28 protein-coding genes are annotated in these 25,418 nt (G+C 70.6%); 10 read left to right on the forward strand and 18 right to left on the reverse strand.

What is annotated here, in order from left to right; translation table 11 throughout:
- Window positions 1-23: 23 nt before the first annotated feature.
- Window positions 24-1,157 (reverse strand): acyl-CoA dehydrogenase family protein, encoded by a 1,134-nt coding sequence (locus tag BEK98_RS14835; RefSeq protein ID WP_094216982.1) that lies wholly within the window; start codon window positions 1,155-1,157, stop codon window positions 24-26.
- 102 nt (window positions 1,158-1,259) lie between these two features.
- Here BEK98_RS14835 and BEK98_RS14840 point away from each other — a divergent pair, with 102 nt between their 5' ends.
- Window positions 1,260-1,814: a TetR family transcriptional regulator gene (locus BEK98_RS14840; RefSeq protein ID WP_167444166.1), complete on the forward strand. Its 555-nt coding sequence runs from the start codon at window positions 1,260-1,262 to the stop codon at window positions 1,812-1,814.
- Window positions 1,815-1,921: 107 nt separating this feature from the next.
- On the opposite strand, the gene BEK98_RS14845 is transcribed toward BEK98_RS14840, so the two are convergent.
- The 3 genes from BEK98_RS14845 to BEK98_RS14855 are packed head-to-tail and all read right to left on the reverse strand — an operon-like array spanning window position 1,922 to window position 3,875.
- The gene (locus BEK98_RS14845; RefSeq protein WP_094216984.1) at window positions 1,922-2,620 is read right to left on the reverse strand and encodes an HAD family hydrolase; all 699 of its coding nucleotides are present in this window, start codon (window positions 2,618-2,620) and stop codon (window positions 1,922-1,924) included.
- Between the two features lie 47 nt (window positions 2,621-2,667).
- Window positions 2,668-2,931, reverse strand: a complete 264-nt coding sequence (locus BEK98_RS14850; RefSeq protein WP_094216985.1) for a LysR family transcriptional regulator — start codon at window positions 2,929-2,931, stop codon at window positions 2,668-2,670.
- Window positions 2,932-2,933: 2 nt separating this feature from the next.
- Window positions 2,934-3,875 carry a ScbA/BarX family gamma-butyrolactone biosynthesis protein gene (locus tag BEK98_RS14855; RefSeq protein WP_094216986.1) on the reverse strand — a complete coding sequence of 314 codons (942 nt, stop codon included), beginning with the start codon at window positions 3,873-3,875 and terminating at the stop codon, window positions 2,934-2,936.
- Window positions 3,876-4,010: 135 nt separating this feature from the next.
- On the opposite strand from BEK98_RS14855, the gene BEK98_RS14860 reads away from it, so the two are divergent.
- The 3 genes from BEK98_RS14860 (at window position 4,011) to BEK98_RS14870 (ending at window position 6,661) form a co-directional block, all read left to right on the forward strand.
- Window positions 4,011-4,613 (forward strand): ScbR family autoregulator-binding transcription factor, encoded by a 603-nt coding sequence (locus tag BEK98_RS14860; RefSeq protein ID WP_167444167.1) that lies wholly within the window; start codon window positions 4,011-4,013, stop codon window positions 4,611-4,613.
- Window positions 4,614-4,724: 111 nt separating this feature from the next.
- Complete coding sequence (locus BEK98_RS14865; RefSeq protein WP_094217401.1) at window positions 4,725-5,726, forward strand: C40 family peptidase; 1,002 nt, start codon at window positions 4,725-4,727, stop codon at window positions 5,724-5,726.
- Between the two features lie 230 nt (window positions 5,727-5,956).
- A complete protein-coding gene (locus tag BEK98_RS14870) occupies window positions 5,957-6,661 on the forward strand; it encodes a phosphatase PAP2 family protein (protein ID WP_094216987.1) in 705 nt (234 codons plus the stop codon).
- A 48-nt stretch (window positions 6,662-6,709) separates the two neighbouring features.
- Here BEK98_RS14870 and BEK98_RS14875 read toward each other — a convergent pair whose 3' ends face one another.
- The gene (locus tag BEK98_RS14875) at window positions 6,710-8,269 is read right to left on the reverse strand and encodes an FAD-binding oxidoreductase (protein WP_094216988.1); all 1,560 of its coding nucleotides are present in this window, start codon (window positions 8,267-8,269) and stop codon (window positions 6,710-6,712) included.
- Between the two features lie 325 nt (window positions 8,270-8,594).
- Between BEK98_RS14875 and pstS the strand changes: the two genes are divergently transcribed.
- The 4 genes from pstS (at window position 8,595) to pstB (ending at window position 12,755) form a co-directional block, all read left to right on the forward strand.
- The gene (gene pstS / locus BEK98_RS14880) at window positions 8,595-9,722 is read left to right on the forward strand and encodes a phosphate ABC transporter substrate-binding protein PstS (protein WP_094216989.1); all 1,128 of its coding nucleotides are present in this window, start codon (window positions 8,595-8,597) and stop codon (window positions 9,720-9,722) included.
- A gap of 140 nt (window positions 9,723-9,862) precedes the next feature.
- On the forward strand, window positions 9,863-10,870 hold the full coding sequence (gene pstC, locus BEK98_RS14885) for a phosphate ABC transporter permease subunit PstC (protein WP_094216990.1): 1,008 nt from the start codon (window positions 9,863-9,865) through the stop codon (window positions 10,868-10,870).
- The gene (pstA, locus tag BEK98_RS14890) at window positions 10,867-11,928 is read left to right on the forward strand and encodes a phosphate ABC transporter permease PstA (protein WP_094216991.1); all 1,062 of its coding nucleotides are present in this window, start codon (window positions 10,867-10,869) and stop codon (window positions 11,926-11,928) included. Before pstC ends, pstA begins: the two co-directional genes overlap by 4 nt.
- A 50-nt stretch (window positions 11,929-11,978) precedes the next feature.
- Complete coding sequence (gene pstB / locus BEK98_RS14895) at window positions 11,979-12,755, forward strand: phosphate ABC transporter ATP-binding protein PstB (RefSeq protein ID WP_094216992.1); 777 nt, start codon at window positions 11,979-11,981, stop codon at window positions 12,753-12,755.
- Window positions 12,756-13,031: 276 nt separating this feature from the next.
- Here pstB and BEK98_RS14900 read toward each other — a convergent pair whose 3' ends face one another.
- Together BEK98_RS14900 and BEK98_RS14905 are read right to left on the reverse strand one after the other, a co-directional pair.
- Window positions 13,032-14,030: an inorganic phosphate transporter gene (locus BEK98_RS14900; protein ID WP_094216993.1), complete on the reverse strand. Its 999-nt coding sequence runs from the start codon at window positions 14,028-14,030 to the stop codon at window positions 13,032-13,034.
- A 7-nt stretch (window positions 14,031-14,037) separates the two neighbouring features.
- The gene (locus BEK98_RS14905) at window positions 14,038-14,658 is read right to left on the reverse strand and encodes a DUF47 domain-containing protein (RefSeq protein ID WP_094216994.1); all 621 of its coding nucleotides are present in this window, start codon (window positions 14,656-14,658) and stop codon (window positions 14,038-14,040) included.
- A gap of 206 nt (window positions 14,659-14,864) precedes the next feature.
- Here BEK98_RS14905 and BEK98_RS14910 point away from each other — a divergent pair, with 206 nt between their 5' ends.
- The gene (locus BEK98_RS14910; RefSeq protein WP_020940900.1) at window positions 14,865-15,170 is read left to right on the forward strand and encodes a metal-sensitive transcriptional regulator; all 306 of its coding nucleotides are present in this window, start codon (window positions 14,865-14,867) and stop codon (window positions 15,168-15,170) included.
- Between the two features lie 9 nt (window positions 15,171-15,179).
- On the opposite strand, the gene BEK98_RS14915 is transcribed toward BEK98_RS14910, so the two are convergent.
- Both BEK98_RS14915 and BEK98_RS14920 read right to left on the reverse strand, forming a co-directional pair.
- A complete protein-coding gene (locus BEK98_RS14915) occupies window positions 15,180-15,362 on the reverse strand; it encodes a hypothetical protein (RefSeq protein ID WP_094216995.1) in 183 nt (60 codons plus the stop codon).
- Between the two features lie 95 nt (window positions 15,363-15,457).
- Window positions 15,458-16,327 carry an SCO4651 family lipoprotein gene (locus BEK98_RS14920; RefSeq protein ID WP_094216996.1) on the reverse strand — a complete coding sequence of 290 codons (870 nt, stop codon included), beginning with the start codon at window positions 16,325-16,327 and terminating at the stop codon, window positions 15,458-15,460.
- A gap of 144 nt (window positions 16,328-16,471) precedes the next feature.
- Between BEK98_RS14920 and BEK98_RS48985 the strand changes: the two genes are divergently transcribed.
- On the forward strand, window positions 16,472-16,645 hold the full coding sequence (locus tag BEK98_RS48985; RefSeq protein ID WP_167444168.1) for a hypothetical protein: 174 nt from the start codon (window positions 16,472-16,474) through the stop codon (window positions 16,643-16,645).
- A gap of 26 nt (window positions 16,646-16,671) precedes the next feature.
- Here BEK98_RS48985 and BEK98_RS14925 read toward each other — a convergent pair whose 3' ends face one another.
- From BEK98_RS14925 to BEK98_RS14965, 9 genes are all read right to left on the reverse strand, one after another.
- Window positions 16,672-17,685 (reverse strand): hypothetical protein, encoded by a 1,014-nt coding sequence (locus BEK98_RS14925; protein ID WP_094216997.1) that lies wholly within the window; start codon window positions 17,683-17,685, stop codon window positions 16,672-16,674.
- On the reverse strand, window positions 17,682-18,098 hold the full coding sequence (locus tag BEK98_RS14930) for a peptidase inhibitor family I36 protein (protein ID WP_094216998.1): 417 nt from the start codon (window positions 18,096-18,098) through the stop codon (window positions 17,682-17,684). Before BEK98_RS14930 ends, BEK98_RS14925 begins: the two co-directional genes overlap by 4 nt.
- A 131-nt stretch (window positions 18,099-18,229) precedes the next feature.
- Window positions 18,230-18,631, reverse strand: a complete 402-nt coding sequence (locus BEK98_RS14935) for an NUDIX hydrolase (RefSeq protein WP_208643125.1) — start codon at window positions 18,629-18,631, stop codon at window positions 18,230-18,232.
- A gap of 31 nt (window positions 18,632-18,662) precedes the next feature.
- The gene (locus tag BEK98_RS14940) at window positions 18,663-19,724 is read right to left on the reverse strand and encodes a CHAD domain-containing protein (protein WP_094217000.1); all 1,062 of its coding nucleotides are present in this window, start codon (window positions 19,722-19,724) and stop codon (window positions 18,663-18,665) included.
- Window positions 19,705-22,059, reverse strand: a complete 2,355-nt coding sequence (locus BEK98_RS14945; RefSeq protein ID WP_094217001.1) for an RNA degradosome polyphosphate kinase — start codon at window positions 22,057-22,059, stop codon at window positions 19,705-19,707. Before BEK98_RS14945 ends, BEK98_RS14940 begins: the two co-directional genes overlap by 20 nt.
- Window positions 22,060-22,249: 190 nt before the next feature.
- The gene (locus tag BEK98_RS14950) at window positions 22,250-23,107 is read right to left on the reverse strand and encodes a hypothetical protein (RefSeq protein ID WP_094217002.1); all 858 of its coding nucleotides are present in this window, start codon (window positions 23,105-23,107) and stop codon (window positions 22,250-22,252) included.
- Entirely contained in the window at window positions 23,104-24,117 is a 1,014-nt protein-coding gene (locus BEK98_RS14955; protein ID WP_094217003.1) for an ABC transporter permease, read from the reverse strand. Before BEK98_RS14955 ends, BEK98_RS14950 begins: the two co-directional genes overlap by 4 nt.
- Window positions 24,114-25,010: an ABC transporter ATP-binding protein gene (locus BEK98_RS14960; RefSeq protein ID WP_094217004.1), complete on the reverse strand. Its 897-nt coding sequence runs from the start codon at window positions 25,008-25,010 to the stop codon at window positions 24,114-24,116. The genes BEK98_RS14955 and BEK98_RS14960 overlap by 4 nt, the downstream gene beginning before the upstream one ends.
- On the reverse strand, window positions 25,007-25,393 hold the full coding sequence (locus BEK98_RS14965; protein ID WP_094217005.1) for a GntR family transcriptional regulator: 387 nt from the start codon (window positions 25,391-25,393) through the stop codon (window positions 25,007-25,009). The genes BEK98_RS14960 and BEK98_RS14965 overlap by 4 nt, the downstream gene beginning before the upstream one ends.
- Window positions 25,394-25,418: the final 25 nt, after the last annotated feature.

Below are 25,418 nucleotides of genomic sequence, written 5' to 3' on the forward strand. Positions count from 1 at the left end.
CGGGCCCTGCGGCTGCCCGCGACCTACGCGTTGGCCTGGGGAAACACCGTCCCCGCGTACGCCGTCGCCGCCGGGCCCGGCTGCAGGGTCGCGTGGGCCGTCACCGCGTGGATGTCGCGCCAGGCGCGCTGCAGGGGGTTGGAGCGGGTCAGGGCGCGGGCGCCCGCCGTGCGGAACAGGTGCTCCACCGCGTCGGTCAGCAGCTCGGCGGCGCGGGAGGCGTCCCGCTGGTTGCGGGCCGCCGTCTCGGGCTCGAACGCCGCCGGAGGCGTGAGCGCCGCCCGGTCCGCGCGCTGCGCCGCCGACTCCAGCAGTAAGGCGGCCGCGTCGATGTCACCCGAGCAGCGGGCGAGGGTCCGCTGCATGCCGGGGTCGGCCGAGGCGCCGCGCTCCTCGGCCAGCGCGGTCCAGGCGTCCAGCGCACCCCGGGCGGCGCCGAGCGCGGGCGCGCAGAACAGCAGCGCGGCGACCAGGGGGTACGGCACCCGGTGGCAGGGCGCCGCGTCCGGCTCGCGTACGCCGGTCATCAGGGCGTCCCGCAGGCAGGAGCGGTGTTCGGGTACGAACACGTCCTCGACGCCGACCGAGTGGCTGCCCGTGCCGCGCAGACCGACGCTGTCCCAGGTGTGGTGCACCCGGACGTCCTGGCGGGGGAGCAGCAGGATGCGGTAGGCGGGCGGACCGGCCGGCTGTTCCTCCAGCGTGGCGAGCAGGATCCAGTCGGCGTGTTCGATCCCGCTCGCGAACGCCCAGCGCCCGGTCAGGCGCCGGCCGCCGGGGACGCGGGTGAGCCGGCCGGCGGGTGGGACCACCGCCGCGGCTATCGCCGTGTCGGGCGAGTCGGCCCACAGCTCCGCCTGGGCCCGCTCGGGCAGATGGGCCGCCAGCCGGGCGTGCCCGGCCAGCAGCGCGCAGCACCACGCGGTGGAGGCGCAGGCTTCGCCGACGGCGGCCACGGCACTCACCAACTCCGTGAAGCCGCCCGCCCGTCCGCCCCAGCGGCGCGGCACGAAGTGGCGGGCGAAGCCGGCGGCCGGCAGCGCGTCGACCACGTCCGGGTGCAGGCGTGCGGCCTCCTCGGCGCTGCGGGCGTGCCGGGTCGCCAGGGCGGTGACGGCGGTCGGGGCGAGGGGTGGGGCGGGCAGGGCGGTGGTCATTGGGTGCCTTTCGTGAAGAAATGTTGACGGGTAGAAAAAGATTCGATCGAGAAGGTATTTTCTTTGGTGGTTACACCAGGTCGACAGACGGGGACGGACGAGGTGAAGCAGGACAGGGCGCGGCGCACACACGAGCTGCTTCTCGATTCGGCGGCGGCCGAGTTCGTGCTCCACGGCTTCGCGGGCACGAACCTCTCGGACGTCGCCGCCCGCTCTCGTGTCACCAAGGGCGCGTTGTACGGCCACTTCGACTCCAAGGCGGAGTTGGCCGAGGAGCTGACCCGGGGGTTCGAGGAGGAGTGGGCGAAGTTGCTGGCCTCAGCCGGGAGTTCACTGCGTGAGCTGACCGTGGGGTTGGCTCGGCGAATGGACGAGGACGTGCGGTTCGCTGCGGGGCTTCGGCTTACGGCGGATGCGGCTCGGGTGTCCCGGCAGGAGCCTGTGCCTCTCGGCGAGCTGCGAGTGCGATTGCTTGAGTTGATCCGGGATGCCCAGCGCGAGGGGCGGATCGATGCGGGGCATCGGCCTGAGGTGCTGGCTCGATTCGTGGTGGCGGTGCTGATGGGTGAGCACGCGACACGGTGGAGCGGGGTGGAGGAGGTTGGTGAGCTGTGGGATCTCGTGTTGTGTGCGTTGGAGGGGCGAGGGGCCCAATAGCTCGGGTGGCCCGGTGCGTTCGCGGGTGCGGGTGCGTGGTGGCTTGTCGCGCAGTTCCCCGCGCCCCTGGGGAGTCGGGGCACAGGGAACTGCGTCGTGGCCGTTTCTCAGGCTGCCTTTGCCAGTAGGCCGTTCATCGCCGGGCCCGGTAGGCGGGGCCAGTTCTCTCTGGTTGCCCTTGTGGTCAGGGTTGGGTCGCTGCCCACGATCACCGGGCGGCCCACGCTGGTCAGGAGGGGCAGGTCGGTGGCGTCGTCCGCGTAGGCGTGGCAGTCGGACGGGTCCAGGGCGAAGGCCCGCATGATGCGGTGGGCCGCTTCCGACTTGGCCTGGCCGATCATCGGGCGGTCGGTGAGGTCGCCGGTGAGGATGCCGTCGGTGATCTCGGGGGTCGTGCAGACGAGGAGGTCGGCGCCGACCGCCTGGCCGATGGGGGCCAGGCAGGCGGCGAAGGAACCGGAGAGCAGGATCGTGAGGTCGCCGGCCCGGTGGTGCTGCCGTAGGGCCTCGCGGACCGGCCGGTGGAAGAGGCCGCGGGTGTTCTCGCGGGCGAACCAGAGGCGGCCGCTCTCCTCCAGGTCGGACTCGTGGCTGCCGCGCAGCAGGCGGTAGTAGGCGCGGTTGACCTGTTCCCGGGGTACGCCCGAGCGGAGTTGGTGGCCGAGTGCGGCCCGGGCCGCGGTCAGGCGGGCGGGGGCGCGGCCCTCGCGGCCCCAGTGGAAGTCGAGGAAGCTCAGCATGCTCTTGCAGGTGATGAGGGTCTCGTCGACGTCGAAGAACGCGGCTCTGACGGGGTCGGTCGTCATGAGGATGGGAAACCTTTACGGGTGGTGTGGGGAGTGGCGGGCCGGGGTCAGCGGCCGGCGTGCAGCTCCGTGTGGGCGGCCTCGACCAGGTCCAGGATCCGGTCGGCGTACGGGCACAGCCGGGCGCCCGCCGAGGTGAGTTCGACGGCGCGGTTGCCGCGGCGCACGAACAGCGGTGTGCCGACGGCCTCTTCGAGGCCCTTGATCTGCGCCGTGATGGTCGGCTGCGAGTAGTGCAGGTTGCGGGCCGCGCGGGTGAAGCTCAGCTCCCGGGCGACTTCCCGGAAGGTGCGCAGACGCTGGAGGTCCATGGTCAGTCCCGGATGAAGAGGGCGTCGGCCTCGGCGAGGGTGCGCTCGCCCTGTACGGCGGTCAGCCGCAGCAGTCCGTCGGGGCCGGTGGCCGAGCGGATGACGATGGGCTGGAACAGCTCGCCGAAGGACCGGAACCTGGCCTCGAGCGCGGTGAGGACGCAGTTGCTGGCCGCGGTCAGATGGCCCGCCTGGCGGAACGCCTCCAGCAGCATCATGCCGGGCACGTGGTCCGAGGGGTGCTCGAAGTAGCCCGGGTGCTGGAGGTCGACGTGCAGCAGCCAGGTCGAGGAGTCGTCGTCGGCCGCGGTCCGCAGCAGCACGTTGGCGTCCTGGCGGCCGGCGATGACCGGTGCCCGCGAGGGCGTCGTCGGGGAGGTGGCCCTGATGCTGCTGGTGAGGTCCCGGCCGCGGTGCCGGAGGACCTCGTAGCGACGCGCGTCGACCACGACGACGGCGACCGTGCTGTACGCGCACGGCTGCCCGTCGACCTCGATGGTGACGTCGAGCCGGGCGTCGAAGCGGCCCGAGCCGGGGTCGCCGGCCGGGGTGACGGACACGTCCAGGACCGCGCCGAGCGGGGTGCCCCCCACCCGCAGGGCGGTGTGGTCGTCGATGTGCACGTCGAGGGACTTGAAGACGAAGTGATGGCCGAGCGGAACGTCGTAGAAGCGGTGGAGCAGGTAGATCCCCGCCTGACGAACCGTTTCCGCGAGCAGCATGAAGTCGCAGCGGCCCGACTCGTCGGGGTGGTAGAGCGCGTGGTGGCGCGGCCACTGGGCGCCCACCAGGTAGCGGTCGGCGGCGGCCGCGGCCGCGTCGGTGAGGAAGACCTCGGTGACGGAGGCACGGTGCACCAACTGGCGCGGAACCGTGCGGTCGAACGTGAGACCGGCCCGGGTGTGCTCCAGCGGAGACGTGGACCGCAGCGTGCTGACAGACATGCCTGTTTCCCCCCAAGGCTGTTTGCGTTACGCGCAGATGAGGGGTGCCCGTTCGGCTGCCTGGCGCCCCCCGCCACAAGAAATATACCTTCGGGAATGTATATTGCAATGGAGATCCTCGGGAAGGTGGAGTACATGCCAAGCAGCAGGGCGGAGCCGAAGCAGGAACGGGCCCGGCGGACCAGGGCCCACATCCTGGAGATGGCGGCCGAACTCTTCGCCGAACGCGGCTACGCCACGGTGACGCTGCAGGACGTCGCCGAGCGGGCGTCGATGACCAAGGGGGCGGTGTACTTCCACTACAAGAACAAGGAAGACCTCGCCGTCGCCGTGGTGCAGGAGCACTACGCCCGCTGGCCGGTGATCCTGGAGGCGGTCTCGGCCCGCGAACTGCCGCCGTACGAGGCGCTCGTCGCGGTCCTGGACCGGGTCACCGAGGCCTTCCGCGACGACGTCGTGGTGCAGGCCGGTGCCCGGCTGCAGATCGAGCGGTCGCTGATCGACGCCGACCTGCCCGAGCCGTACGTCGGCTGGGAGGACTACCTCACCGGCCTGGTCGAGGAGGTCGAGAAGGCCGGCGAACTGCGCGCCGGCGTCACCCCGCGTTCGGCCGCCCGGGTCCTCGTCTCCGCGTTCTTCGGCATGCAGCACGTCTCGGACGTGCTCAGCCGGCGCTCCGATCTGGCCGAGCGGTACGCCGAGTTGCGGACGGTCGTGCTGGAGGGGCTGCGCGATTAGGCGGGATCCCGACTGGACAGGGTCTGACCAGGGCCGGTTACGACCGGCTCCGGGGCCTGCGGCCGTACACTGACCCCCGGCGTACTCCCGGGCGGTGAGGGGCGGTTGACGGTGCGTAAGGCATGGATCGCGGCGGGGGCCGGTGTCGGCGCCGCGCTCGCGTTCGTGATGCTGCTCGTCGTCGGCGTGTACGTCGTCGCCGGGAACCTCGTCAACAGCGTCACCACGGGCAGCCGAGGGCTCGCCAAGGGAGCCGTACCGGCCGCCTACAAGGGGCTCGTGCAGCAGTGGGGGAACCTCTGCCCCGCGCTCAGCCCGGCCCTGCTCGCCGCCCAGCTGTACCAGGAGAGCGGCTGGAACCCGACCATCGTCAGCCCCGCCGACGCGCGGGGCATCGCCCAGTTCATCCCGAGCACCTGGGCGACCCACGGCATCGACGGCAACGGCGACGGCAAGCGCGACATCTGGGACCCGAACGACGCGATCCCGTCGGCCGCGTCGTACGACTGCGAACTCGCCAAGTACGTCAAGGACGTTCCCGGCAACGTCTCCGACAACATGCTCGCCGCCTACAACGCGGGTGCCTACCGGGTCATAAAGGCCGGGGGCGTCCCGGCCATCAGCGAGACGCAGAACTACGTGCAGCGGATCCGCAGCCTGGAGAAGAGCTTCGCCGCGCCGGTCCGGCGGATCGACCCCACCCGGCAGGCCGCGGGCGCCATCGCCTTCGCCCAGAGCAAGCTCGGCACGCCCTACCTGTGGGGCGGCAACGGCACCGCCGACCAGGGCGGACGCTTCGACTGCTCGGGTCTGACCAAGGCCGCGTACGACAAGGTCGGCATCAGCCTGCCGCGCGTGGCCAACGATCAGTACAACGCCGGGCCGCACCCCTCGCGGGACCAACTGCTCCCCGGTGACCTGGTGTTCTTCTCCGACGACCTCACCGACTCGCGGGCCATCCGGCACGTGGGGATCTACGTGGGCGGCGGATACATGATCGACGCGCCGCGGTCGGGAGCCGTGATCCGGTTCGACCCGGTCGACACCCCCGACTACTTCGGGGCCACGCGAGTCACCGAAGATGGCGCAAAAGCGCTCCCGACGGCGGTGTGAACCGAGTGTGAACCCACCCCCTGAGCTGCGGTGATGAGTCTCTCTTCGATAACGTCTGAGTGATCATTCGGTGGAGAGTGGAACGTATCAATGGGGGCTGTGCGTTCCTGTTGACGTAGCCGAGCGGACGTCAGTGCGGCAGTGCAGCGGAAGCGGATCTACGAACCACGGGGGGCTGGAGCGACGCACACGAGGTGCGTCCGGGAAGACGACGAAGGGGCCGCAGCACGATGGCTGTACTCGCCGAATCCGGATCGAACCCCGACGTCGACCTGCTCTACGACATCAACGGCCTGGCCAAGGACGCGCCGCACTGGTTCGACCGGGTCATGGAGTTCGTGGGTGAGTACGGGCTGCTTCTGGCCATGGTGCTGCTGGTGCTGTGGTGTTGGTGGTCGGTGCGCCGCCGGGCCGAGGAGGACGCCGCGTCCACCGTCGCCGCGCTGGTGTGGGCGCCGCTCGCGGCCGGTGTCGCGGTGCTGGTGAACGTGCCGATCCGGGGCTTCGTCGAGCGCCCCCGCCCCTTCGTCGACCACCACGACCTGGACGTCCTCGTCACCGGCAAGACCGACTTCTCCTTCGTCAGCGACCACGCGACGATCACCATGGCGCTGGGGGTGGGGCTCTTCGTCGCCAACCGCCGCTTCGGCCTCGTGGGCATCGGGCTGGCGTTGCTGGAGGGGTTCTGCCGGGTGTACATGGGCGTGCACTATCCGACGGACGTGGTCGGGGGCTTCGCGCTCGGCACGGCGGTCGTGCTGCTGCTGTCGCCTCTGGCCATGGCCCTGCTGACCCCGCTGATGAAGGCGGTGGAGCGGTCGCGGCGGGCGGGGTGGATCGTGCGGGGCCGGTCGACGAGCGGGGCTCAGGGAGATGCGCTGGTGCCCGGTTCGCGTCGGCCGGTGGAGTCCGAGGAGAAGGACCTGGCCGCGTAGCCCGGTACGACTGCCCGCAGCTAGGCGGGCAGTCATCCCTACGCCCTCCTACAACCCCTGCGCGTAAGAGAAGAACCTCTCCGGGTCGTACTGCTTCTTCACCTTGCCCAGGCGGGTCACCGCGTCGCCGTAGTACGCCTTGCGCCAGTTCGTCAGCGTCGGGTCGGTGTAGTTCTGGTACGCCGCGCCGGAGGCGTACGGCTTCATCGCGTTGTGGGCCGAGGTGAGCCAGGACTGGGCCGTGCTGCCGGCGGAGCCGGAGCCCCACGAGGCTATGTACTGGGCCAGCATGCGGGAGCGGCGGTGGACGAAGGCCGTCGCCGTGGGGCTGACACGGTTGACCGCGCCGCCGAGGGCCGTGAAGGCGATGCTGCCCCCGCCGCCCCGGACGGAGCCGATCTGCTTCAGCAGGGTCTGGATGCCCGCCGCGGACAGGGAGCGGTCGAAGAAGTCGGAGCGGGCCGCGTAGGTCTCCCGGCCCAGGCGGCCCTGGGGGGAGCGGCCGGGGGTGGAGCCCGGGAGGTGGCACTGGGCGTCGGTGGAGAAGGAGGAGCAGCCGGCGTAGATCTCCATCGCCTCCTCGTAGCCACGGCGGCGCAGGGACACGGACCGGGCGTTGGCACCGGCCTTGTGCGCGAGCTGGTCGACCGCGTTCTGGAGTTCGCCGTAGGTGCCGAGGGAGAAGCAGGCCACGGAGATGGTCGGGGTGCCACCCGGGGTGTTCGACAGGTGGAGGGAGGACCAGATCTCGTCCGGCTGGGACGGCCCCCACTCCTGCCAGGCCTTGATCACCGCGGCCGCCTTGGACCAGGACCAGGTCATGTACGCGGTCACCGCCTGCGGTGCCGCGTGGGTCTTGAACTGCAGCTCGGTGACGACGCCGAAGTTGCCGTTGCCCGCGCCGCGCAGCGCCCAGAAGAGGTCGGAGTGGGAGGTGGCGTTCGCGGTGACCTGAGTGCCGTCCGCCGTGATCACCGTCGCCTGGGTGAGGCTGTCGCAGGTCAGGCCGTAGGCGCGGGAGGCGACCCCGTGGCCGCCGCCGAGGACCAGGCCGGAGACGCCGACCGTGGGGCAGGAGCCCGCGGGTATGGTCACGCCCTTCGCGCCCAGCGCCCGGTAGACGTCGATCAGCTTGGAGCCGGCGCCGACCACCGCCGTCCCGCCGCTCACGCGGACCCGGTTCAGCTTGGACACGTCGAGGATCAGCCGGTTGTCGCCCGAGGAGTAGCCGGCGTAGGAGTGGCCGCCGTTGCGTATCGACACCCGTATCTGGTGGGACTGGGCGTACGCCAGGGTCGTCCGGATGTCGTCGGCGTGGGCGACGTAGGCGACGGCGGCCGGCTTCAGGCCGTCGAAGCGGGTGTTGTACAGCTGGTGGGCCGTCTTCCAGGTCGCGTCCCCGGGGCGCACCAGGGGTCCGTCCAGGTCGCGGGCGAGGGCGGCCCAGTTCGCGGCGGCGGCCTGACTGGTGGTCTTCAGCGCCGTACCTGAGGATGACTGTGTGTGCGCCGAGGACCTGGCGGAGGTGTCCGGGCCAGTACTGCACCCGGCCAGCGCGGTCGCCGCCAGGGCGGCCGCGCCGCCCGAGATGAACGTACGCCGTTCCATGTTCGTCGCCTTTCCTCGGCTCTCCTGGAACGAGACGACGCCATGCGCACAAGGGTTCCCGCCGACAGGGGAACGAGTCTCGAATACGTGTGCGCGTAACCCGCCGGTCGGGACCGAGGTGTGCCCTCCCCGTAAGCATTCCGTGACCTCACCGCACCGACGGCAGGGGTTCACCCTCCGTTCATTTATGGCCATCGGCGGCTTCACCTGATCTGCCTAATTTCGGCCCTACCCGGTGCGGGGGCGGTTCAGCAATGCGCTCGCGCACGCACTACCTCGCACGCCGCCGACTGCCTGCGGCGGCTCCTGGAAGGAACTTCCGAAAGTGATGCTTCAGCGCAAGAACCGGCTGCGCGCCCTCTCTCTCGGTGCTCTCGCCGTCTCCGGCGCCCTGGCCCTGTCGGCGTGCGGCTCGGACGACAACGGCAACAGCACCGCGACGGGCAAGCCGTCGAGCTCGGCTGCCGCGGGCTCCATCAAGTGCGACAACGCCAAGGGCCAGCTTCTCGCCGACGGCTCCTCCGCGCAGAAGAACGCCATCGACGCCTGGGTCAAGAACTTCTCGCAGGCCTGTGGCGTGCAGATCAACTACAAGGGTGCCGGTTCCGGTGCCGGTGTCACCTCCTTCAACCAGGGCCAGATCGCGTTCGCCGGTTCGGACTCCGCTCTGAAGCCCGAAGAGGTCACCGCCTCCAAGAAGGTCTGCTCCGGCGGCCAGGGCATCGACCTCCCGATGGTCGGCGGCCCGATCGCCCTCGGTTACAACGTCCCGGGTGTCGACAACCTGGTCCTGGACGCCCCGACGATCGCCAAGATCTTCAACAGCGAGATCAAGAACTGGAACGACAAGGCGATCCAGAAGCTGAACCCCTCGGCGAAGCTTCCCGACCTGAAGATCCAGGCGTTCCACCGCTCCGAGGACTCCGGTACCACGGACAACTTCACCAAGTACCTGATCGCCACCACCCCGGACAACTGGAAGTACTCCGGCGGCAAGGCCTGGCAGGCCAAGGGCGGCCAGGCGGCCTCCGGCTCCGCCGGTGTGGCCCAGGGCGTCAAGCAGAACTCCGGCGCGATCGGCTACTTCGAGCTGTCCTACGCCAAGGACATCAACACCGTCGCGATCAACACCGGCGCCAAGACCCCGGTGAAGCCCTCGACCGAGTCCGCCACCGCCGACATCGCGGCCGCCAAGGTCGTCGGTACCGGCAACGACCTGTCGCTGCAGCTCGACTACAAGACCAAGGCCGAGGGTGCCTACCCGATGACCCTGGTCACGTACGAGATCGTCTGTGACAAGGGCAACAAGGCGGACACCCTGCCCGCCACCAAGGCCTTCCTGACCTACATCGCCAGCGAGGACGGTCAGAAGGTTCTGTCGGAGAACGACTACGCGCCGATCCCCGACGAGATCATCGCCAAGGTCCGCACCACCATCGCCGGCCTGAGCTGACCTGATCCGAGAGTGCGGCCCGGTTCCTCACCGACCCGGGCCGCACCGTCCGGTGCACCGCCGCCCGGAGCCATGACCCGCAAGGGGAGCGGCTCCACCGAGCCGCCCACCCCGCGGCTCCGCAGACCGGAGAATCCCCGATGGACATATCGACCCAGACAACTGACGCATCTCCCCCCACGCCCGAGCCGTCCGTGGCCCAGCTGAAGGGCAACGCCCGCGGCGCGACCCGCCCCGGCGACCGCATCTTCCTCGGCCTGTCCCGCGGCTCCGGCATCCTGCTGCTGGTGATCATGGCCGCCATCGCGGTCTTCCTCACCTACCGCGCCTCGCTCGCGATCAGCAAGGACCACGGGAACTTCCTGACCACCTTCGAGTGGAACACCAACCTCACCCCGCCGAGCTTCGGCATCGCGGTGCTGGCCTTCGGCACGGTCGTCTCCTCGATCATCGCCATGGCCCTCGCGGTCCCGGTCGCCGTCGCGATCGCGCTGTTCCTCACGCACTACGCCCCGCGCAAGCTGAGCGGTCCGATCGCCTACGTGATCGACCTGCTCGCCGCGGTGCCGTCCATCGTCTACGGCCTCTGGGGCGCCCTGATCCTCGTCCCGCACATGCAGGGCCTGTACGGCTGGCTGAACGACTACCTCGGCTGGACCGGCATCTTCTCCTGGGACGGCGGCGCCCCCCGCGCCATGCTCACCGTCGGCATCCTGCTGGCGATCATGATCCTGCCGATCATCACCAACGTGAGCCGCGAGGTCTTCCGCCAGGTTCCGCGGATGCACGAGGAGGCCGCCCTGGCCCTCGGCGCCACCCGCTGGGAAGTCGTCCGCATGTCGGTGCTGCCCTTCGGCCGCTCGGGCGTGATCTCCGCCTCGATGCTCGGCCTCGGCCGCGCCCTCGGCGAGACCATGGCCGTGGCCACCGTGCTCTCCCCGAGCTACGACATCCAGGCCAGCCTGCTCGACCCGGGCGGCGGCACCTTCGCCCAGAACATCGCCAGCAAGTTCGGTGAGGCCACCGAGCAGGGCCGGGACGCGCTGATCGCCTCCGGTCTGGTGCTCTTCGTCATCACCCTGCTGGTCAACGGCGCGGCCCGTGCGATCATCGCCCGCCGCAAGGAGTACTCGGGGGCCAACGCATGAGCAACGCACTTGTCACCGACAAGCGCCCCAGCACGCTGCGGGCCGCCAGCCTCCCGAAGTGGACGCCGTACGCCATCGCCGCGGGCTCGCTCGCCCTGGGCATCGGCATCAGCGCCGCCGCCGATCTGCACAGCAAGATCCAGTGGGGTCTGATCGCCGCGATCCTCTTCGTCCTCGGCACCTACGGCATCGCCGCCCGCGTGGAGGGCCGCCGTCAGGCCAAGGACCGCGTCGCGACCTCCCTCGTCTGGGTCGCCTTCCTGGTCGCCCTCATCCCGCTGGTCTCCCTGGTCTGGGTGACCATCTCGCGCGGCGTGAAGGTCCTCAACGTCTACTTCCTCACCCACTCCATGGGTGTCGTCGCCGACTCCGAGCCGGGCGGCGGCATCTACCACGCCATCATCGGCAGCCTGGAGCAGGTCGGCCTCGCCACCCTGATCGGCGCCCCGATCGGCGTGATGACCGCGATCTACCTGGTGGAGTACGGGCGTGGTCGCCTGGCCTCCGCGGTCACCTTCTTCGTCGACGTCATGACGGGCATCCCGTCGATCGTCGCGGGTCTGTTCATCCTCAGCCTGATGCTCATCTTCAAGATGCAGCCGTTCGGCTTCGCCGGTTCGCTGGCCCTGGCCATCCTGATGATGCCGGTCGTCGTCCGCTCCACCGAGGAGATGCTCAAGCTCGTCCCGAACGAGCTGCGCGAGGCCTCGCTGGCGCTCGGTGTGCCGAAGTGGCGGACCATCCTGAAGGTGGTCCTGCCGACCTCCATCGGCGGTATCACCACGGGCATCATGCTGGCCATCGCCCGTATCGCGGGCGAGACCGCGCCGGTGCTCCTGCTGGTGTTCGGCAACCCGTTCATCAACAACAACCCGTTCGAGGGTGCGCAGGCGTCGCTTCCGCTGTACATCTATCAGCAGTACTCGCAGAGCGCGGGAGCCAACGCGGCGTACGACCGTGCGTGGGCGGCGTCCCTGACGCTGATCGCCTTCGTGATGATCCTGAACCTGGTGGCTCGCGGCATCGCCCGCTGGAAGGCCCCCAAGGCCGGTCGCTGACTGCGGCCAATCGGCGACTGACCAAGACTTATCTGGAAGTGAAGTAGACAATGGCCAAGCGAATCGACGTAAGCGGACTCACCGCCTACTACGGCTCCCACAAGGCGATCGAAGACATCTCGATGACCGTCGAGCCCCGCTCGGTGACGGCGTTCATCGGCCCCTCCGGCTGCGGCAAGTCGACGTTCCTGCGCACCCTGAACCGTATGCACGAGGTCACGCCCGGTGGGCGCGTCGAGGGCAAGGTGCTCCTCGACGACGAGGACCTGTACGGCGCCGGCGTCGACCCGGTGTCCGTGCGCCGCGAGGTCGGCATGGTCTTCCAGCGCCCGAACCCGTTCCCGACGATGTCCATCTTCGAGAACGTGGCGGCGGGCCTGCGGCTGAACGGCAGCTACAAGAAGGCCCAGCTGAACGACATCGTCGAGAAGTCCCTCAAGGGCGCGAACCTCTGGAACGAGGTGAAGGACCGCCTGAACAAGCCGGGCTCTGGCCTCTCGGGTGGTCAGCAGCAGCGGCTGTGCATCGCGCGGGCGATCGCGGTCGAGCCGAAGGTGCTGCTCATGGACGAGCCCTGCTCGGCCCTGGACCCGATCTCCACGCTCGCCATCGAGGACCTGATCGGTGAGCTGAAGGAGCGGTTCACGATCGTCATCGTGACGCACAACATGCAGCAGGCCGCGCGTGTCTCGGACCGTACGGCGTTCTTCAACCTGGCCGCGGTCGGGCAGCCGGGCCGGCTGATCGAGATCGACGACACCGAGCGGATCTTCTCGAACCCCTCGGTCCAGGCTACGGAGGACTACATCTCGGGCCGCTTCGGCTGAGCCTCCCTGATCCCCTCGCGGTGCTGCATGGCGGTGCCACCGCGAGGATGCAAGAGGGCCCGCCCCTGGCTCCCGGGGGCGGGCCCACTGCGTTTGCCTCGGCAGCGATCCGGGGGCTCCGCCCCCAACCCCGCCGGGGCTCCGCCCCTGGCCCCCCGTTTCCCACCCGCCCACCCGTCTCGGTCGGCTGGAAAGCGAACGCGAACACCCACCCCCCTTGGCCGGCTTTTCGGCTGACCGAGACAGGTGGGTGTGGTGGGCGAGCTGGTACCCGGGCTACAGGATCGTCAGCTTGAGGAGGCCGAAGGCCAGGGCTGCTACCAGGGCCGCTGCCGGCATCGTGATGAACCAGCCCATGACGATGTTCTTGGCCACGCCCCAGCGGACGGCGTTCACGCGCTTCGTCGCGCCGACGCCCATGATCGCGGACGTGATGACGTGCGTGGTCGAGATCGGCGCCTTGAAGAGGTACGCCGTGGTGAACATGATCGACGCGCCGGTGGTCTCGGCGGCGAAACCCTGCGGTGGGTCGAGTTCGATGATCTTGCGGCCGAGCGTCCGCATGATTCGCCAGCCGCCCGCGTACGTGCCCAGCGACAGCATCAGCGCGCAGACGATCTTCACCCAGACCGGGATCGGGTCGCCGTACGTCTCATGGCCGGAAATCACCAGTGCCATGACCACCACACCCATGGTCTTCTGGGCGTCCTGGAGACCATGACCGAGGGCCATGCCGGCCGCGGAGACGGTCTGCGCTATGCGGAAGCCGCGCTTGGCCTTGTGCGGGTTGGACTTGCGGAACAGCCACAGGATCGCCGTCATGACCAGGTAGCCGACGAGCAGGCCGACGACCGGCGAGACGAACATCGGGATGACGACCTTGTCGAGGACGCCGTTCCAGAGCACCTCCGTGCCGCCCGCCAGCGCCGCCCCCACCAGACCGCCGAAGAGGGCGTGGGAGGAAGAGGAGGGCAGGCCGAAGTACCAGGTGAGGAGGTTCCAGACGATCGCGCCGGTGAGGGCGGCGAAGAGGATGCCCATGCCCGTCGAGCCCTTGGGCGTCTCGATCAGGCCCTCGCTGACGGTCTTGGCGACCCCGGAGCCCAGGAAGGCACCCGCGAGGTTCATGACGGCGGCCATGGCGAGAGCCGCCCGCGGGGTCAGCGCCCGCGTCGACACCGACGTCGCGATCGCGTTCGCGGAGTCGTGGAAACCGTTCGTGTACGTGAAGAAGAGCGCGACCGCGATGGTCACGACCAGGGCGAAGGTGTCCATCGACGCCTCAGGACTCCTTGACGGCGATGGTCTCCACCGTGTTCGCCACGTGCTCGAACGCGTCCGCCGCCTCTTCCAGGACGTCCACGATCTGCTTGAGCTTGAGCACCTCGATGGCGTCGTACTTGCCGTTGAAGAGGTGCGCGAGCAGCTTGCGGTGGATCTGGTCGGCCTGGTTCTCGAGGCGGTTGACCTCGATCCAGTACTCGGTGAGGTTGTCCATCGTGCGGAGGTTGGGCATCGCCTCGGCCGTCAGTTCGGCCGCGCGCGCCAGCACCTCGATCTGCTGCTCGACGCCCTTCGGCAGCTCCTCGACGTTGTAGAGGACGACCAGGTCGACGGCCTCCTCCATGAAGTCCATGATGTCGTCCAGGGACCCGGCGAGAGAGTAGATGTCCTCGCGGTCGAAGGGCGTGATGAACGAGGAGTTCAGCTGGTGGAAGATCGCGTGCGTGGCATCGTCACCTGCGTGTTCCGCGGCCCGCATACGCTCTGCGATCTCGGCCCGGGCAGACGCGTCCGCCCCGAGCAGTTCCATCAGGAGTTTCGAGCCGGTGACGATGTTGTCCGCGGATGCGGCGAACATGTCGTAGAAGCTCGTCTCCCTGGGGGTCAGACGAAAGCGCACGTGTGGTCCTCGGGGTGCTTCGGTTTCGGTCAGGCTGATGCTAGGCGCAACATCCGGCCACGGCTATCGGGTCGTCCCCCAGTGTCGCCCATCGGGCACAGTGATCAGCACAGGGGCGTACCAAGGGCCCTTTACCCAGCAAAATTCGTTACCATATACCCACCAGGGGTATATATCCGCCGTTCGTCCCGAGATGGAGGCCCGCGATGACGACGACCGAGGCCGGCGCCACGCACGGTTACCACAAGCAGAAGGACGAGCACCTCAAGCGACTGCGCCGGATCGAGGGCCAGATCCGCGGTCTGCAGCGCATGGTCGACGAGGACACCTACTGCATCGACATACTCACCCAGGTGTCCGCCTCCACCAAGGCCCTGCAGTCCTTCGCCCTGCAGCTGCTGGAGGAGCACCTGCGGCACTGCGTCGCGGACGCGGCCCTCAAGGGCGGCGACGAGATCGACGCGAAGGTGGACGAGGCCACGAAGGCGATCGGCCGGCTCCTGCGCACCTGACGCAGCCGATCACAGCCGATCAAAATCGGCGGATTCCCGCTCCTCGGCCACCCGCAGGACCTCGTCGATGCTCTCCAGGCTGAGCCGGTCCTCGGCGGCCGAGGCGGCGATGATCAGCTCTCCGCACAGCTCGATCTCGGCGAGGGCCACGTGGTCCTGAACTGCCGTACCGCCGACCGGAGCCACGTGCATCACCTCTTCTCAACCGTCACCGACTTCCTAGAGTAGGGAGCGGTCTACACACCGCGCATGGCACGGACGGGCTAGTTCGCGGGTGGCGTCCCTGACTAGTGCGCCGATCGGTTTTCGGCCTCGCTCTCGGCGATACGGCCCGCGTAGATGTCCTTCGGGCTCGGCAGGTGCACGTCGACCGGGGTGCCGAAGTCGTACAGCAGGGTCGTCGAGGCGACCGCCACGGCGGTCTTCTCCCGGCCGTTGACGAAGCTGAAGTGCTGGCGCAGCTTGCGGATGCGGCCCTCGTCGTCCAGGTAGGCGTCGAACGGAACCTCGGCCGTGGCGAACCCTTTCGCCGCCGCTGCCAGGGACGCCCGGTCATCGGCCGAGGCGCGCCTCGACGCATGGGACAGATCGGCCGTCCCCCGGTAGTGCCGCACCCGCGTGCCGCCGACCTCCGTCCGCCCCACGTACGTCGCCGTACGCGTCCCGCGCAGCACCTCGGCGGCGGCGTACGGGTCCGTCGCGCCGCCGGTGACGAGGTTGCCGTCGGACAGGCTCGCGGTCTCCACCCGCACCCACTTGTCGGCGGGCACCCCCGCGCCCCGGTTCTTCATGAACAGGGCGCCGGGGGCGAGGAGTTCGGTGATGGGCCGGTGCTCGGAGGTGCCCGCGGGGTCCTCCGGCAGCACGACGGTCAGCTGTCCGAGCCGGCGCCGGTAGTCGTAGACGCCCCTGCCGCGGATGGTGACCCGGGTGCCGCCGGTCGCCATCTCCATGGACGTGGTGGCCTTGGAACTGCCCGCGCCGCGCAGGGTGTCGGCGGCGCGCAGCAGGGTGGTCACGGGGTCGCCGCCCGCGCCGTTCACGCCCTCGGCCGCGGCCCCGCGGCCGGAACACCCCGTGGCACCCGCCCCGAGCGCGGCCATGATCCCCACCGCGACGACCGTCCTGCCCGCCCGCCTTCGCTGCCGCCGATCCATCGCCTGCCTACCCCCAGCCGGTACGTCCGTCACGGGCCCCCTGTTGTTCCGGTTAACGACGAGTAGGGAGTGCCGTCACGCACTGCCGAACGCTGGGATAGGGCATACAAACGCTTTAACCGCGGTGTCGGTAACGTTGTCACCGTGGCGCAGCAGGACGGGCCGGAGCGAGTCCGGCAGGGGCAGGAGCATTTCACTTCGACGACCGAGCAGGGCCGTTTCTGTGTGGCCCGCTGCACCTGCGGCTGGCGCGGCCCGGCCCGCCGGGCGCGCAGCCAGGCCAGAACGGACGCGGAGGGCCACGCGACGGCCCTGTGACGAGTCCGGTCCGCCGGTGACGAGGTTCAGGAGGCCGCGTCTTCGGTGGTGGCGAGGACCTTCAGCGCACGCTCCAGCATGCGCTTCTTGCGTGCCGTCTCCGCCGCGAGCGCGGACTTCTCCCCGGCCATGGCGCGTCGTTCATGGCGGGCCTCGGCGGCCGACCAGACCTCGATCAGGCGGGTGGTGTGCTTGCAGGCCATGTCGGCGCGGGCGACGGTCTTCTCGCGGGCGTCGGGGGCGGGCCCGCGGGCGGTCGGGAGGTCGGTGCCGGCGTCCAGCGGGGAGTCGTACGCGTAGCCCTTGCGGGCCATGCAGGACGACCAGGCCTTGACGGCCCTGCGCACCTCCGGGTCCTTCTGGGCCTGTGCGAAGCCGTTGAGGTAGATGCGCATGGCGACCGGGTTGCGTTCGCTGCCGCCGTCTCCGACGATCCGGGTGCGGGCCTCCTCGGCGCAGCCGCCCTCGCGGACCGGGCGGTCCTTGTAGGTGCCGATGACCTTGGCCTCGCGCAGCGGCTGGGGGCCGTCGGCGCGCCGGGCGTCCGCCTCGGTGAGGGTGTCGGACGCGGTGCCGTAGAGCACGAGGGCGCGGACCCGGCGGTCCGCGGCCGTCCTCGGCGGCCGGGAGGTCACCAGGTCGGTCTGCTTCTTCTGGTTCGCGGGCACGCGCGGGTCGACGTCCGGGGCCATGTGGTAGCCGTGGCGGCGGGCTTCCTCCTCGGTCATCACGCCGTAGGAGCGGTCCGGGAGGGTCGCGTAGAGGCTGCGGGTGAAGCGCACCCGGTCGTCGAAGCCGTAGCGGCGCATGCAGGCGGCGCGCTCGATGAGTTCGGCGCGGCCGACGGCGGCCAGTTCGAGGGGCGACAACCTGGCCGTGTCGACGGGGCGTTCGAGCAGCGGCTCGGGCAGCCGGACCGGCTGGGCGGTGGTGCGGGGCCGCTCGGGTGGTGCGGGGTCCGCGGAGGTGCCGCAGGCCGCGAGCAGGAGGGCGGCCGCGGCCGCGGGGACGATGGCTCGCCCCCGCGGCCGCAGGCTCACGGGCATTCCCAGTGGTTGGAGGCGTTGTTGTTGTAGGTGTTGTTCAGGCGGGAGACCGACGACTTGGCCGGGATGTAGTCGGCCGGGCCGCTCCAGCCGCTGTTGTAGTAGATGCTCGCGGTGCAGTCGGGGTCGAGGTTGGTGGCCGAGGCCGCGTTGTTCTTCACCGGCTGGCCCTGGCCGGAGCCGGAGGACGAGAAGACGTAGCCGGCGTGGTCACGGGTCGGCACGTTGAAGTCGGCGTGCGAGCCGGAGAGACCGGAGTTGTAGTAGAGACACAGCTCGCCGAACAGGTTCGAGCTGACGCTGGTGGTGCAGCGGCCGTCGTTCTGGGCGACGGCCGGGGCGACACTCGCGCCGGTGGCGATGGCGGCTGCGGCCACGATGAGCGCGGCGCTCTTCTTCATGTGCATCGTGCTGGCAACTCCCCTGTGAATGCGTCTGGTTGGACGTTCAGTGCCAGGTGGTGCACACCCATCCCAACAGGCTCGGCAGTCACACAGAAGGGCCACAGGTGTTCATTCCTGTGGCATTAACCCTTCCGCTACATGTGTTCGAATTCCCGGACGAGGGTGTCCACGAGGTCGCGGTCGCGCGGCTGGGTCAGCCGGCCCCGGGCCGCGGTGGGGGAGAGCCACAGGATCCGGTCCACCTCGTTGTTCGGGGTGAACCGGCCGGAGACGGCCTCGGCCGCCCAGTAACGCACCTGCTTGGGGCGGCCGTTGGCCAGATAGTGCAGGGTCGGCAGCTCGGTACCGGGCTCCGCCGTGTAGCCCGTCTCCTCCACGACCTCGCGCAGGGCGCCCGCGAGCGGGTCCTCGCCCCGCTTGAGCTTGCCCTTCGGGTGGGACCAGTCGTCGTACTTCGGCCGGTGGACCAGGCAGACCTCCAGCTCGCCGTCGACCGGCGAGCGGCGCCACAGGACGCATCCGGCTGCCTGGACCATGGTGTCGTTCACACCGCCTCCTCGGGAGGGTTCAGGGTGCGTTGACCGTCTCTTTCTGCCACGCCTGCTGGAAGGCGAACCTGGCCGCCTCCACCTCGTGCCGCTGGTCGGCGTGGAGCACGCCGAGCGCGTACGCCGTGGCCGGCGCGATGCGGGGCGTACGGGCCGCCTGCGCGGCCGCGGCCGCCGCCTCCGAGGCGTCCCGGTGCCGGTTCAGGGCCTGGCCCGCCGCCAGCAGGCGTACGTCCATGGGGGCGCTGCCCGCGTACAGCACCTCGCGGGCGTAGCGGTGCAGGCGCAGCAGCAGGCGGACCTGGTGCCAGGGGCCGTCCTGGGGGTGCGGGGACGGGTCCGGGGACAGGCCGTGGACCAGGGCCTCCGCGTTGTAGGGGTGGCCCGCGGTGAGCAGCGGGAGGGCGGCGATGGCGTCTGTGAGGCGCTCCTCGGCGGCGGCCGCGAGGGGGCGCAGGTCGGTGGTGGGGGCGGTGGGGGTGAGAGGGACCTCGCTGGCGAGTACGGCGACCTTGTCGGCGACGGCGTGGAAGCGGCTGGATCCCAGGGCCTGGAGGGCGGTGGAGTGGGCTCGGGTCCGGGCCAGGGTCAGCTGTCGTTCGAGCAATGCGCCCGCTTTCGCCGCGCCTACGGTGAGGTTGCCGCGCTCCGGTGTGGGCGTCGGGCTTGCCGGACGACCGCCCGCAGCCAGGTCGGTGATCACGGCCTGTGCGGGCAGTGACGTGGAACCCGACAGCCGGTGCAGCGCCAGCAGCAGCCGCTCCAGGCGGGACTCGTACGCGTGCTCAAGGCCCAGCGTGCCCGACAGCCAGGCCAGTTCCGGGCGCATCTCCTCCGACCAGTCGGTGTCGAGGAGGGGGCGGAACGTGTGCAGGCTCCCGCTGATGCGGCGGGCCGAGCGGCGCAGGGCCCGGGCCGCGTCGACGGACTCCGCCGCGCCGTTCGCCGCACTGCCGTTCTCCCGGTGCAGGCGCAGCGCGCGGAGGAACTCCGTGGCCTGGGAGCGCAGGTAGCCCGCGAGGGCGTTCCCGGTCACCTCCGAGGCCGTCGGGTCCGTCGGGTCAAGGTGTTGCGTTGCCACGCCGGCGCCTCCGGGCGTCTATGAGCATCTCCTGAACGTTGCGCAGGGGCTGTCCGTCCGCGTCGGTCGCGTGCCGGGTCCACTCGCCGTCGGGGCCGAGGTGCCAGGAGGCGGTGGCGTCGGACATGCCCGTGTCGAGCAGCCGGTTCAGGGCCGCCCGATGGCCGGGGTCGGTGACCCGGACCAGGGCCTCTATCCGGCGGTCGAGGTTGCGGTGCATCATGTCGGCGCTGCCGATCCACACCTCGGGCTCGCCGCCGTTGCCGAAGGCGAACACCCGGGAGTGTTCGAGGAACCGGCCGAGGATCGAGCGGACCCGGACGTTCTCCGACAGGCCCGCGACGCCCGGACGGACGGCGCAGATGCCCCGCACCCAGATGTCGACCGGCACACCCGCCTGGGACGCCCGGTAGCAGGCGTCGATGAGCGCCTCGTCGACGATCGAGTTGACCTTGATGCGGACGAAGGCCGGGCGGCCCGCGCGGTGGTGCTGGATCTCCTTGTTGATCCGCGCGACCAGGCCGTCCCGCAGGGACTTGGGGGCGACCAGGAGCCGGCGGTACGTCTCGCGGCGGGAGTAGCCGGAGAGGCGGTTGAAGAGGTCGGAGAGGTCGGCGCCGACCTGGGGGTCGGCGGTGAGCAGGCCGAGGTCCTCGTACAGGCGGGCCGTCTTCGGGTGGTAGTTGCCCGTGCCGACATGGCTGTAGCGCCGCAGCGTCTCGCCCTCCTGGCGGACCACCAGGGACAGCTTGCAGTGCGTCTTCAGGCCGACCAGGCCGTACACGACGTGGCAGCCGGCCTCCTCCAGACGCTTCGCCCACTTGATGTTGGCGTGCTCGTCGAAGCGGGCCTTGATCTCGACCAGGACGAGGACCTGCTTGCCGGCCTCGGCGGCGTCGATGAGCGCGTTGACTATCGGGGAGTCGCCGGAGGTCCGGTACAGGGTCTGCTTGATCGCGAGGACGTCCGGGTCCTCGGCCGCCTGCTCCACGAAGGCCTGCACGGACGTCGAGAAGGAGTCGTACGGGTGGTGCAGCAGGACGTCCCGGCTGCGCAGGGCCGCGAAGATGTCGGGCGCGGACGCCGACTCGACCTCGGCGAGGTCGCGGTGGGTGCCCGCGATGAACTTCGGGTACTTCAGCTCGGGGCGGTCGATGCCGGCGATGCGGAAGAGACCGGTGAGGTCCAGGGGACCCGGCAGCGGGTACACCTCGGCCTCGCTGATCTTCAGCTCGCGCACCAGCAGGTCGAGCACCTCGCGGTCGATGGACTCCTCGACCTCCAGGCGCACCGGCGGCCCGAAGCGACGCCGCATGAGTTCCTTCTCCAGGGCCTGGAGCAGGTTCTCGGCGTCGTCCTCCTCGACCTCCAGGTCCTCGTTCCTGGTCAGCCGGAAGGCGTGGTGCTCCACCACCTCCATGCCCGGGAACAGCTCCTCCAGGTGCGCGGCGATGACGTCCTCCAGCGGGACGTACCGGCCGGGCGCGGCCTCCAGGAAGCGGGACAGCAGCGGCGGCACCTTCACCCGGGCGAAGTGCTTGTGGCCGCTGACCGGGTTGCGTACGACGACGGCCAGGTTCAGGGACAGGCCGGAGATGTACGGGAACGGGTGCGCGGGGTCCACGGCCAGCGGGGTGAGGACCGGGAAGATCTGGTGCCGGAAGAGCGTGAAGAGGCGCGCCTGCTCCTTCTCGGTCAGCTCGTTCCAGCGGACCAGGTGGATGCCTTCCTCCGCGAGCGCGGGGGCGACGTCCTCGTGGTAGCAGGCGGCGTGCCGGGCCATCAGCTCGCGGGAGCGGGCCCAGATCATCTCCAGGACCTCGCGCGGCTGGAGGCCGGAGGCCGAGCGGGTGGCGACGCCCGTCGCGATACGGCGCTTCAGACCGGCCACCCGGACCATGAAGAACTCGTCCAGGTTGCTGGCGAAGATCGCCAGGAAATTGGCGCGCTCCAGCAGGGGCGTGTTCGGGTCCTCGGCCAGTTCCAGTACGCGCTCGTTGAACGCGAGCCAGCTTCGCTCCCGGTCGAGGAAACGACCCTGCGGCAGCGGTGCCCCCTCACCCGGCGCCTCCTCGTACTCGTCGAGGTCGGCATCGATGTCGGGTTCGAGGTCGGAGACCGCCGCGGCCACGGTGTGCGGCCGGTGCGCGGCGATGGAGCCCACGGAGGGCTGGACGTGCTGGACCTCTGCCTGGGTGTCTTGCTGACTCATGAACCCATTCTTCCGCGCCAAGGGCGAGACAGGCGCGTCGGAACGTGCGGGAGGGAGCTTCACGGTCCCGTTTTTCGCGATCCCCTCGGGGGGCGGCGAAGGCTCTGGCACGGCGGGGTTCATTGGCTGAGCGTCGCAAGACCGTCTGAATCGATGGTTACGGAGACATGACGTGCGGGATATCGGGGGGCGGCTCGAAGGGGTCCGAGGCGCGATCCGGTACCCGAGAAAGCGACGGTCCCGTACGTCACTCCCCCCGTGGAAGGGACGTACGGGACCGAAGGGGCGTACGGAGCCTCGGCTCGCCTCGGTGTCAGGCCGCCCGGCGGCGCAGTACCGCGTACGCGGCGGCGGTGGTCAGCGCCGCCGCGGCCAGGACGATGCCGGTCTCCACCCACTGGAGTGGCCAGAAGTGGGACGCGGGGTGGTAGACGGCGAAATAGCCGTCGGCGTTCCGTCCCGAGTTCACCCGCCAGGCGTTGTCGGGCAGCTCGATGCTTCTGCCGGAGGTGCGGGTGATCGCGGGCCACAGGTCGGCGCGGTAGCGGGTGAGCAGGAAGTTGAGCAGCCACATCGCGGCGAAGGCGGCGCCGAGCGCGGCCAGGGTGCGGCGCAGCAGCAGCGCGGCGAGCGCGCCGACGGCGAGGGCGCACAGACCGTACGCCACCGTGAGCGGGCCGCGGGCCACGATGATGTCGCTCTGGTACCAGTGGGTGACCGGGATCAGGTCCTCGCCCGCCGACCAGCCCCAGCGGAACGCGAGGACCAGGGTGAGCCCCCCGGCGGCGACGGCCACGGCGGGCAGGGCCAGCTTGGCGGTCAGCCAGCGCACCGGGGTGACGCCCTGCGTCCAGGCCAGCCGCGCGGTGCCGGACTCCAGTTCGCGGCCGACGAGCGCGCCGCCCGCGAAGGCGGCGACGGCGAGGAAGGTGTAGCAGATGAGCGTGCCGATCCAGCCGACCGTGGTGCCGTAGTCGAAGCGGTCGAAGGAGTCGATGCACACGTCCGTGTGGGCGCAGGCCCGCTCGGCCCTGCGGGTGGCGGCCGCGGTGACCTCGTTCAGGTACACCAGCCAGCCGGTCAGGCCGGCGACGACGGCGGCCCAGACGAGCAGGGCGGTGCGGTGCAGCCGCAGCACCGTGCGGGGCAGGCCCTGGAGGGCGGCGCTCATGCGGTGGCCCCCTTGCCGGGCCGGAGCGCGCCGGTGAGGCGCCGGAGCACCAGGAACGCGGCGACGGTGAACAGTCCGGCCAGGGCCAGGGCGAGGGCGCTGGTGGTCAGCTGGAGCGGCCCGTAGTGCGCGTACGGGTGGTACGTGTGGAAGAAGCCGACGGCGTTCCGCTTCTCGAACATCCGCAGGCACTCCTCCGTCGTGTGCGCGGAGCAGACGGGCTCGGGGATGTGCTCGCCGGTGCGGGTGACCAGGCCCTGGTCGACGGTGATGCCGCTGTAGAGACCGTCGTATCCGTGCTTGAGGCCGGTCACCCGCGTGACGGCCGGCCACAGGTGCGGCATGAGCCACTGCGCCAGGCCCCAGACGCCCGCGGTGGCGACGAGGGAGACGGCCAGCGCGGGCAGGGCGCGGCGCAGGGTCAGGCCCGCGAGGGCGCCCACGGCCAGGGCGGCCAGCGCGAGGGCGACGGTGCTGGGGCCGTTGGTGTGGAAGGTCCAGGGGTCCCACCAGCTCTTCGCGGTGCCGATGCGGCCGCGAGCGGCCGACCACGCCCGGTGGTGCAGGAACACCAGCAGGCTCGTCCCCGCGGTGACCGCGACGGCCGGCAGGGCCAGCCTGGTCGCCAGCCAGCGGGCCGGGGTGACGCCCTGCGCCCAGGCCAGCTGCGCGGTGCCGGACTCCAGCTCGCGGCCGGTGAGGGCCGCGCCCGCCCAGGCCCCGACAAGGAGCGGCAGCGCGGCGAGGGGGAGCGTGAGGTAGTTGTACGCGTCCTTGTAGCGCAGGATCGCGTCCTGGTCGTAGGAGCACTTGTCGGACCAGTCGCAGGCGTTGTACTGGCGCCAGCCGTCCGCCGCCGCGTCGGTGAGCGGGCCCCCGAGCCACAGCAGCAGGGCGGCGCCGAGGAGTACCAGGCCCGCCCAGGCGACCAGTTCCGGCCGGTGCAGGCGCAGCACCCAGCGGGTGAGGTGCGGGCGGCGGACGGCCGCCGGCGTCGTCACGGCGGTCACGCGGCACTCCCCTGGGTCACGGCCGGTGCTGCGCTGAGCGCGGGGGCCCCGGGGTTGCGCAGGTGGGCGAGGACGAGTTCCTCCAGCGAGGGCACCGAGGTGCGCAGGTCGCCGGGGAGCGGTCCGGCCGGGCGGATCAGCGCGGTCAGCTGGCGGCCGGTGACCCGCGACTCGACCACGGTGTGCGCGCTCAGGTCGGTCGACTCGGCGGCCCCGCTGACGCGCAGATGGGCGGCGAGCAGGTCGTCGATCTCGCCGGCGAGGCGGATCCGGCCGCTGCCGGCCAGCAGCAGGTGGTCGCAGGAGTCCTCCAGCTCGGCCACCACGTGCGAGGACATCACGATGGTGGTGCCGTACTGCGCGGCCTCGGCCATCAGGGTGCCCATCAGCTCGTGCCGGGCCAGCGGGTCGAGGTCGGCCATCGGCTCGTCCAGCAGCAGCAGTTCGGGCCGCTTGCCGAGTGCCAGGGCGAGGGCGACGCGGGTGCGCTGTCCGCCGGACAGCGACCGTATGCGGGACCTCGGGTCCAGGTCGCCGCCGGCCACGACCTGCTCGGCGGTGGCCGCGTCCCAGCGCTCGGGGTTGAGGTCGGCGCCCATCCGCAGCGTCTCGGCGACGGTGAGCTGCGGGTACAGCGGCTTGTCCTGGGCGACGAAGCCGACCCGGGCGCGGGCCCCGGCGGGCGTGCCGCCGAGCACCGTCAGCCGGCCCTCGGTGGGCGGCAGCAGCCCGGCGGCGAGGGCGAGCAGCGTCGACTTGCCCGCGCCGTTGGGCCCGACGAGGGCGCACACCCGCCCGGCGGGCAGCCGGAATGCGGCGTCGCGCAGCGCCCAGCCTCCCCGGCGCCCGAAGCGCTTGCCGAGGCCGGTGGCCTCCAGAGCCGTGTCGCTCATGAACCTTCTCCCTGGAAGTGCTTGTCGAGTACGGCGGTGAAGAGGGCCGCCACGTCGTCCCGGTCCAGCCCCGCGTCGACGGCCTTCGCCGCCCACTCCTCCAGCTCCGCCCGCAGGGGGGAGTCGGCCGGGGCGGCGCCCAGGGACCGCCGGACGAAGGTGCCGAGCCCGCGCCGCGCCTCGACCAGGCCCTCCCGCTCCAGCTCGCGGTAGGCCTTGAGGACGGTGTTGGGGTTGATGGCGGTGGCCTCGACGACCTCGCGGGCCGTCGGCAGCCGGTCGCCGGGCTGCAGCAGGCCCAGGCGGAGAGCCTGTTTGGTCTGCTGGACGATCTGGACGTAGGTGGCGACACCGCTGTGCCGGTCGATGCGGAATTCGACCACGCGTTGAACCACCCTTTCACTAATT

Origin of the sequence: Streptomyces diastatochromogenes, from assembly GCF_002242805.1 — a bacterium.
In the GTDB taxonomy this organism is placed as follows: Bacteria; Actinomycetota; Actinomycetes; order Streptomycetales; family Streptomycetaceae; genus Streptomyces; species Streptomyces diastatochromogenes.

Coding starts and splice junctions, on each gene's coding strand:
- BEK98_RS14835 (WP_094216982.1), bottom strand. CDS start 1,157: ATGACCACCGCCCTGCCCGCCCCACCCCTCGCCCCGACCGCCGTCACC.
- BEK98_RS14845 (WP_094216984.1), bottom strand. CDS start 2,620: ATGACGACCGACCCCGTCAGAGCCGCGTTCTTCGACGTCGACGAGACC.
- BEK98_RS14850 (WP_094216985.1), bottom strand. CDS start 2,931: ATGGACCTCCAGCGTCTGCGCACCTTCCGGGAAGTCGCCCGGGAGCTG.
- BEK98_RS14855 (WP_094216986.1), bottom strand. CDS start 3,875: ATGTCTGTCAGCACGCTGCGGTCCACGTCTCCGCTGGAGCACACCCGG.
- BEK98_RS14860 (WP_167444167.1), top strand. CDS start 4,011: ATGCCAAGCAGCAGGGCGGAGCCGAAGCAGGAACGGGCCCGGCGGACC.
- BEK98_RS14870 (WP_094216987.1), top strand. CDS start 5,957: ATGGCTGTACTCGCCGAATCCGGATCGAACCCCGACGTCGACCTGCTC.
- BEK98_RS14875 (WP_094216988.1), bottom strand. CDS start 8,269: ATGGAACGGCGTACGTTCATCTCGGGCGGCGCGGCCGCCCTGGCGGCG.
- pstC (WP_094216990.1), top strand. CDS start 9,863: ATGGACATATCGACCCAGACAACTGACGCATCTCCCCCCACGCCCGAG.
- pstA (WP_094216991.1), top strand. CDS start 10,867: ATGAGCAACGCACTTGTCACCGACAAGCGCCCCAGCACGCTGCGGGCC.
- pstB (WP_094216992.1), top strand. CDS start 11,979: ATGGCCAAGCGAATCGACGTAAGCGGACTCACCGCCTACTACGGCTCC.
- BEK98_RS14900 (WP_094216993.1), bottom strand. CDS start 14,030: ATGGACACCTTCGCCCTGGTCGTGACCATCGCGGTCGCGCTCTTCTTC.
- BEK98_RS14910 (WP_020940900.1), top strand. CDS start 14,865: ATGACGACGACCGAGGCCGGCGCCACGCACGGTTACCACAAGCAGAAG.
- BEK98_RS14915 (WP_094216995.1), bottom strand. CDS start 15,362: ATGCACGTGGCTCCGGTCGGCGGTACGGCAGTTCAGGACCACGTGGCC.
- BEK98_RS14920 (WP_094216996.1), bottom strand. CDS start 16,327: ATGGATCGGCGGCAGCGAAGGCGGGCGGGCAGGACGGTCGTCGCGGTG.
- BEK98_RS14930 (WP_094216998.1), bottom strand. CDS start 18,098: ATGCACATGAAGAAGAGCGCCGCGCTCATCGTGGCCGCAGCCGCCATC.
- BEK98_RS14935 (WP_208643125.1), bottom strand. CDS start 18,631: ATGGTCCAGGCAGCCGGATGCGTCCTGTGGCGCCGCTCGCCGGTCGAC.
- BEK98_RS14945 (WP_094217001.1), bottom strand. CDS start 22,059: ATGAACCCCGCCGTGCCAGAGCCTTCGCCGCCCCCCGAGGGGATCGCG.
- BEK98_RS14950 (WP_094217002.1), bottom strand. CDS start 23,107: ATGAGCGCCGCCCTCCAGGGCCTGCCCCGCACGGTGCTGCGGCTGCAC.
- BEK98_RS14960 (WP_094217004.1), bottom strand. CDS start 25,010: ATGAGCGACACGGCTCTGGAGGCCACCGGCCTCGGCAAGCGCTTCGGG.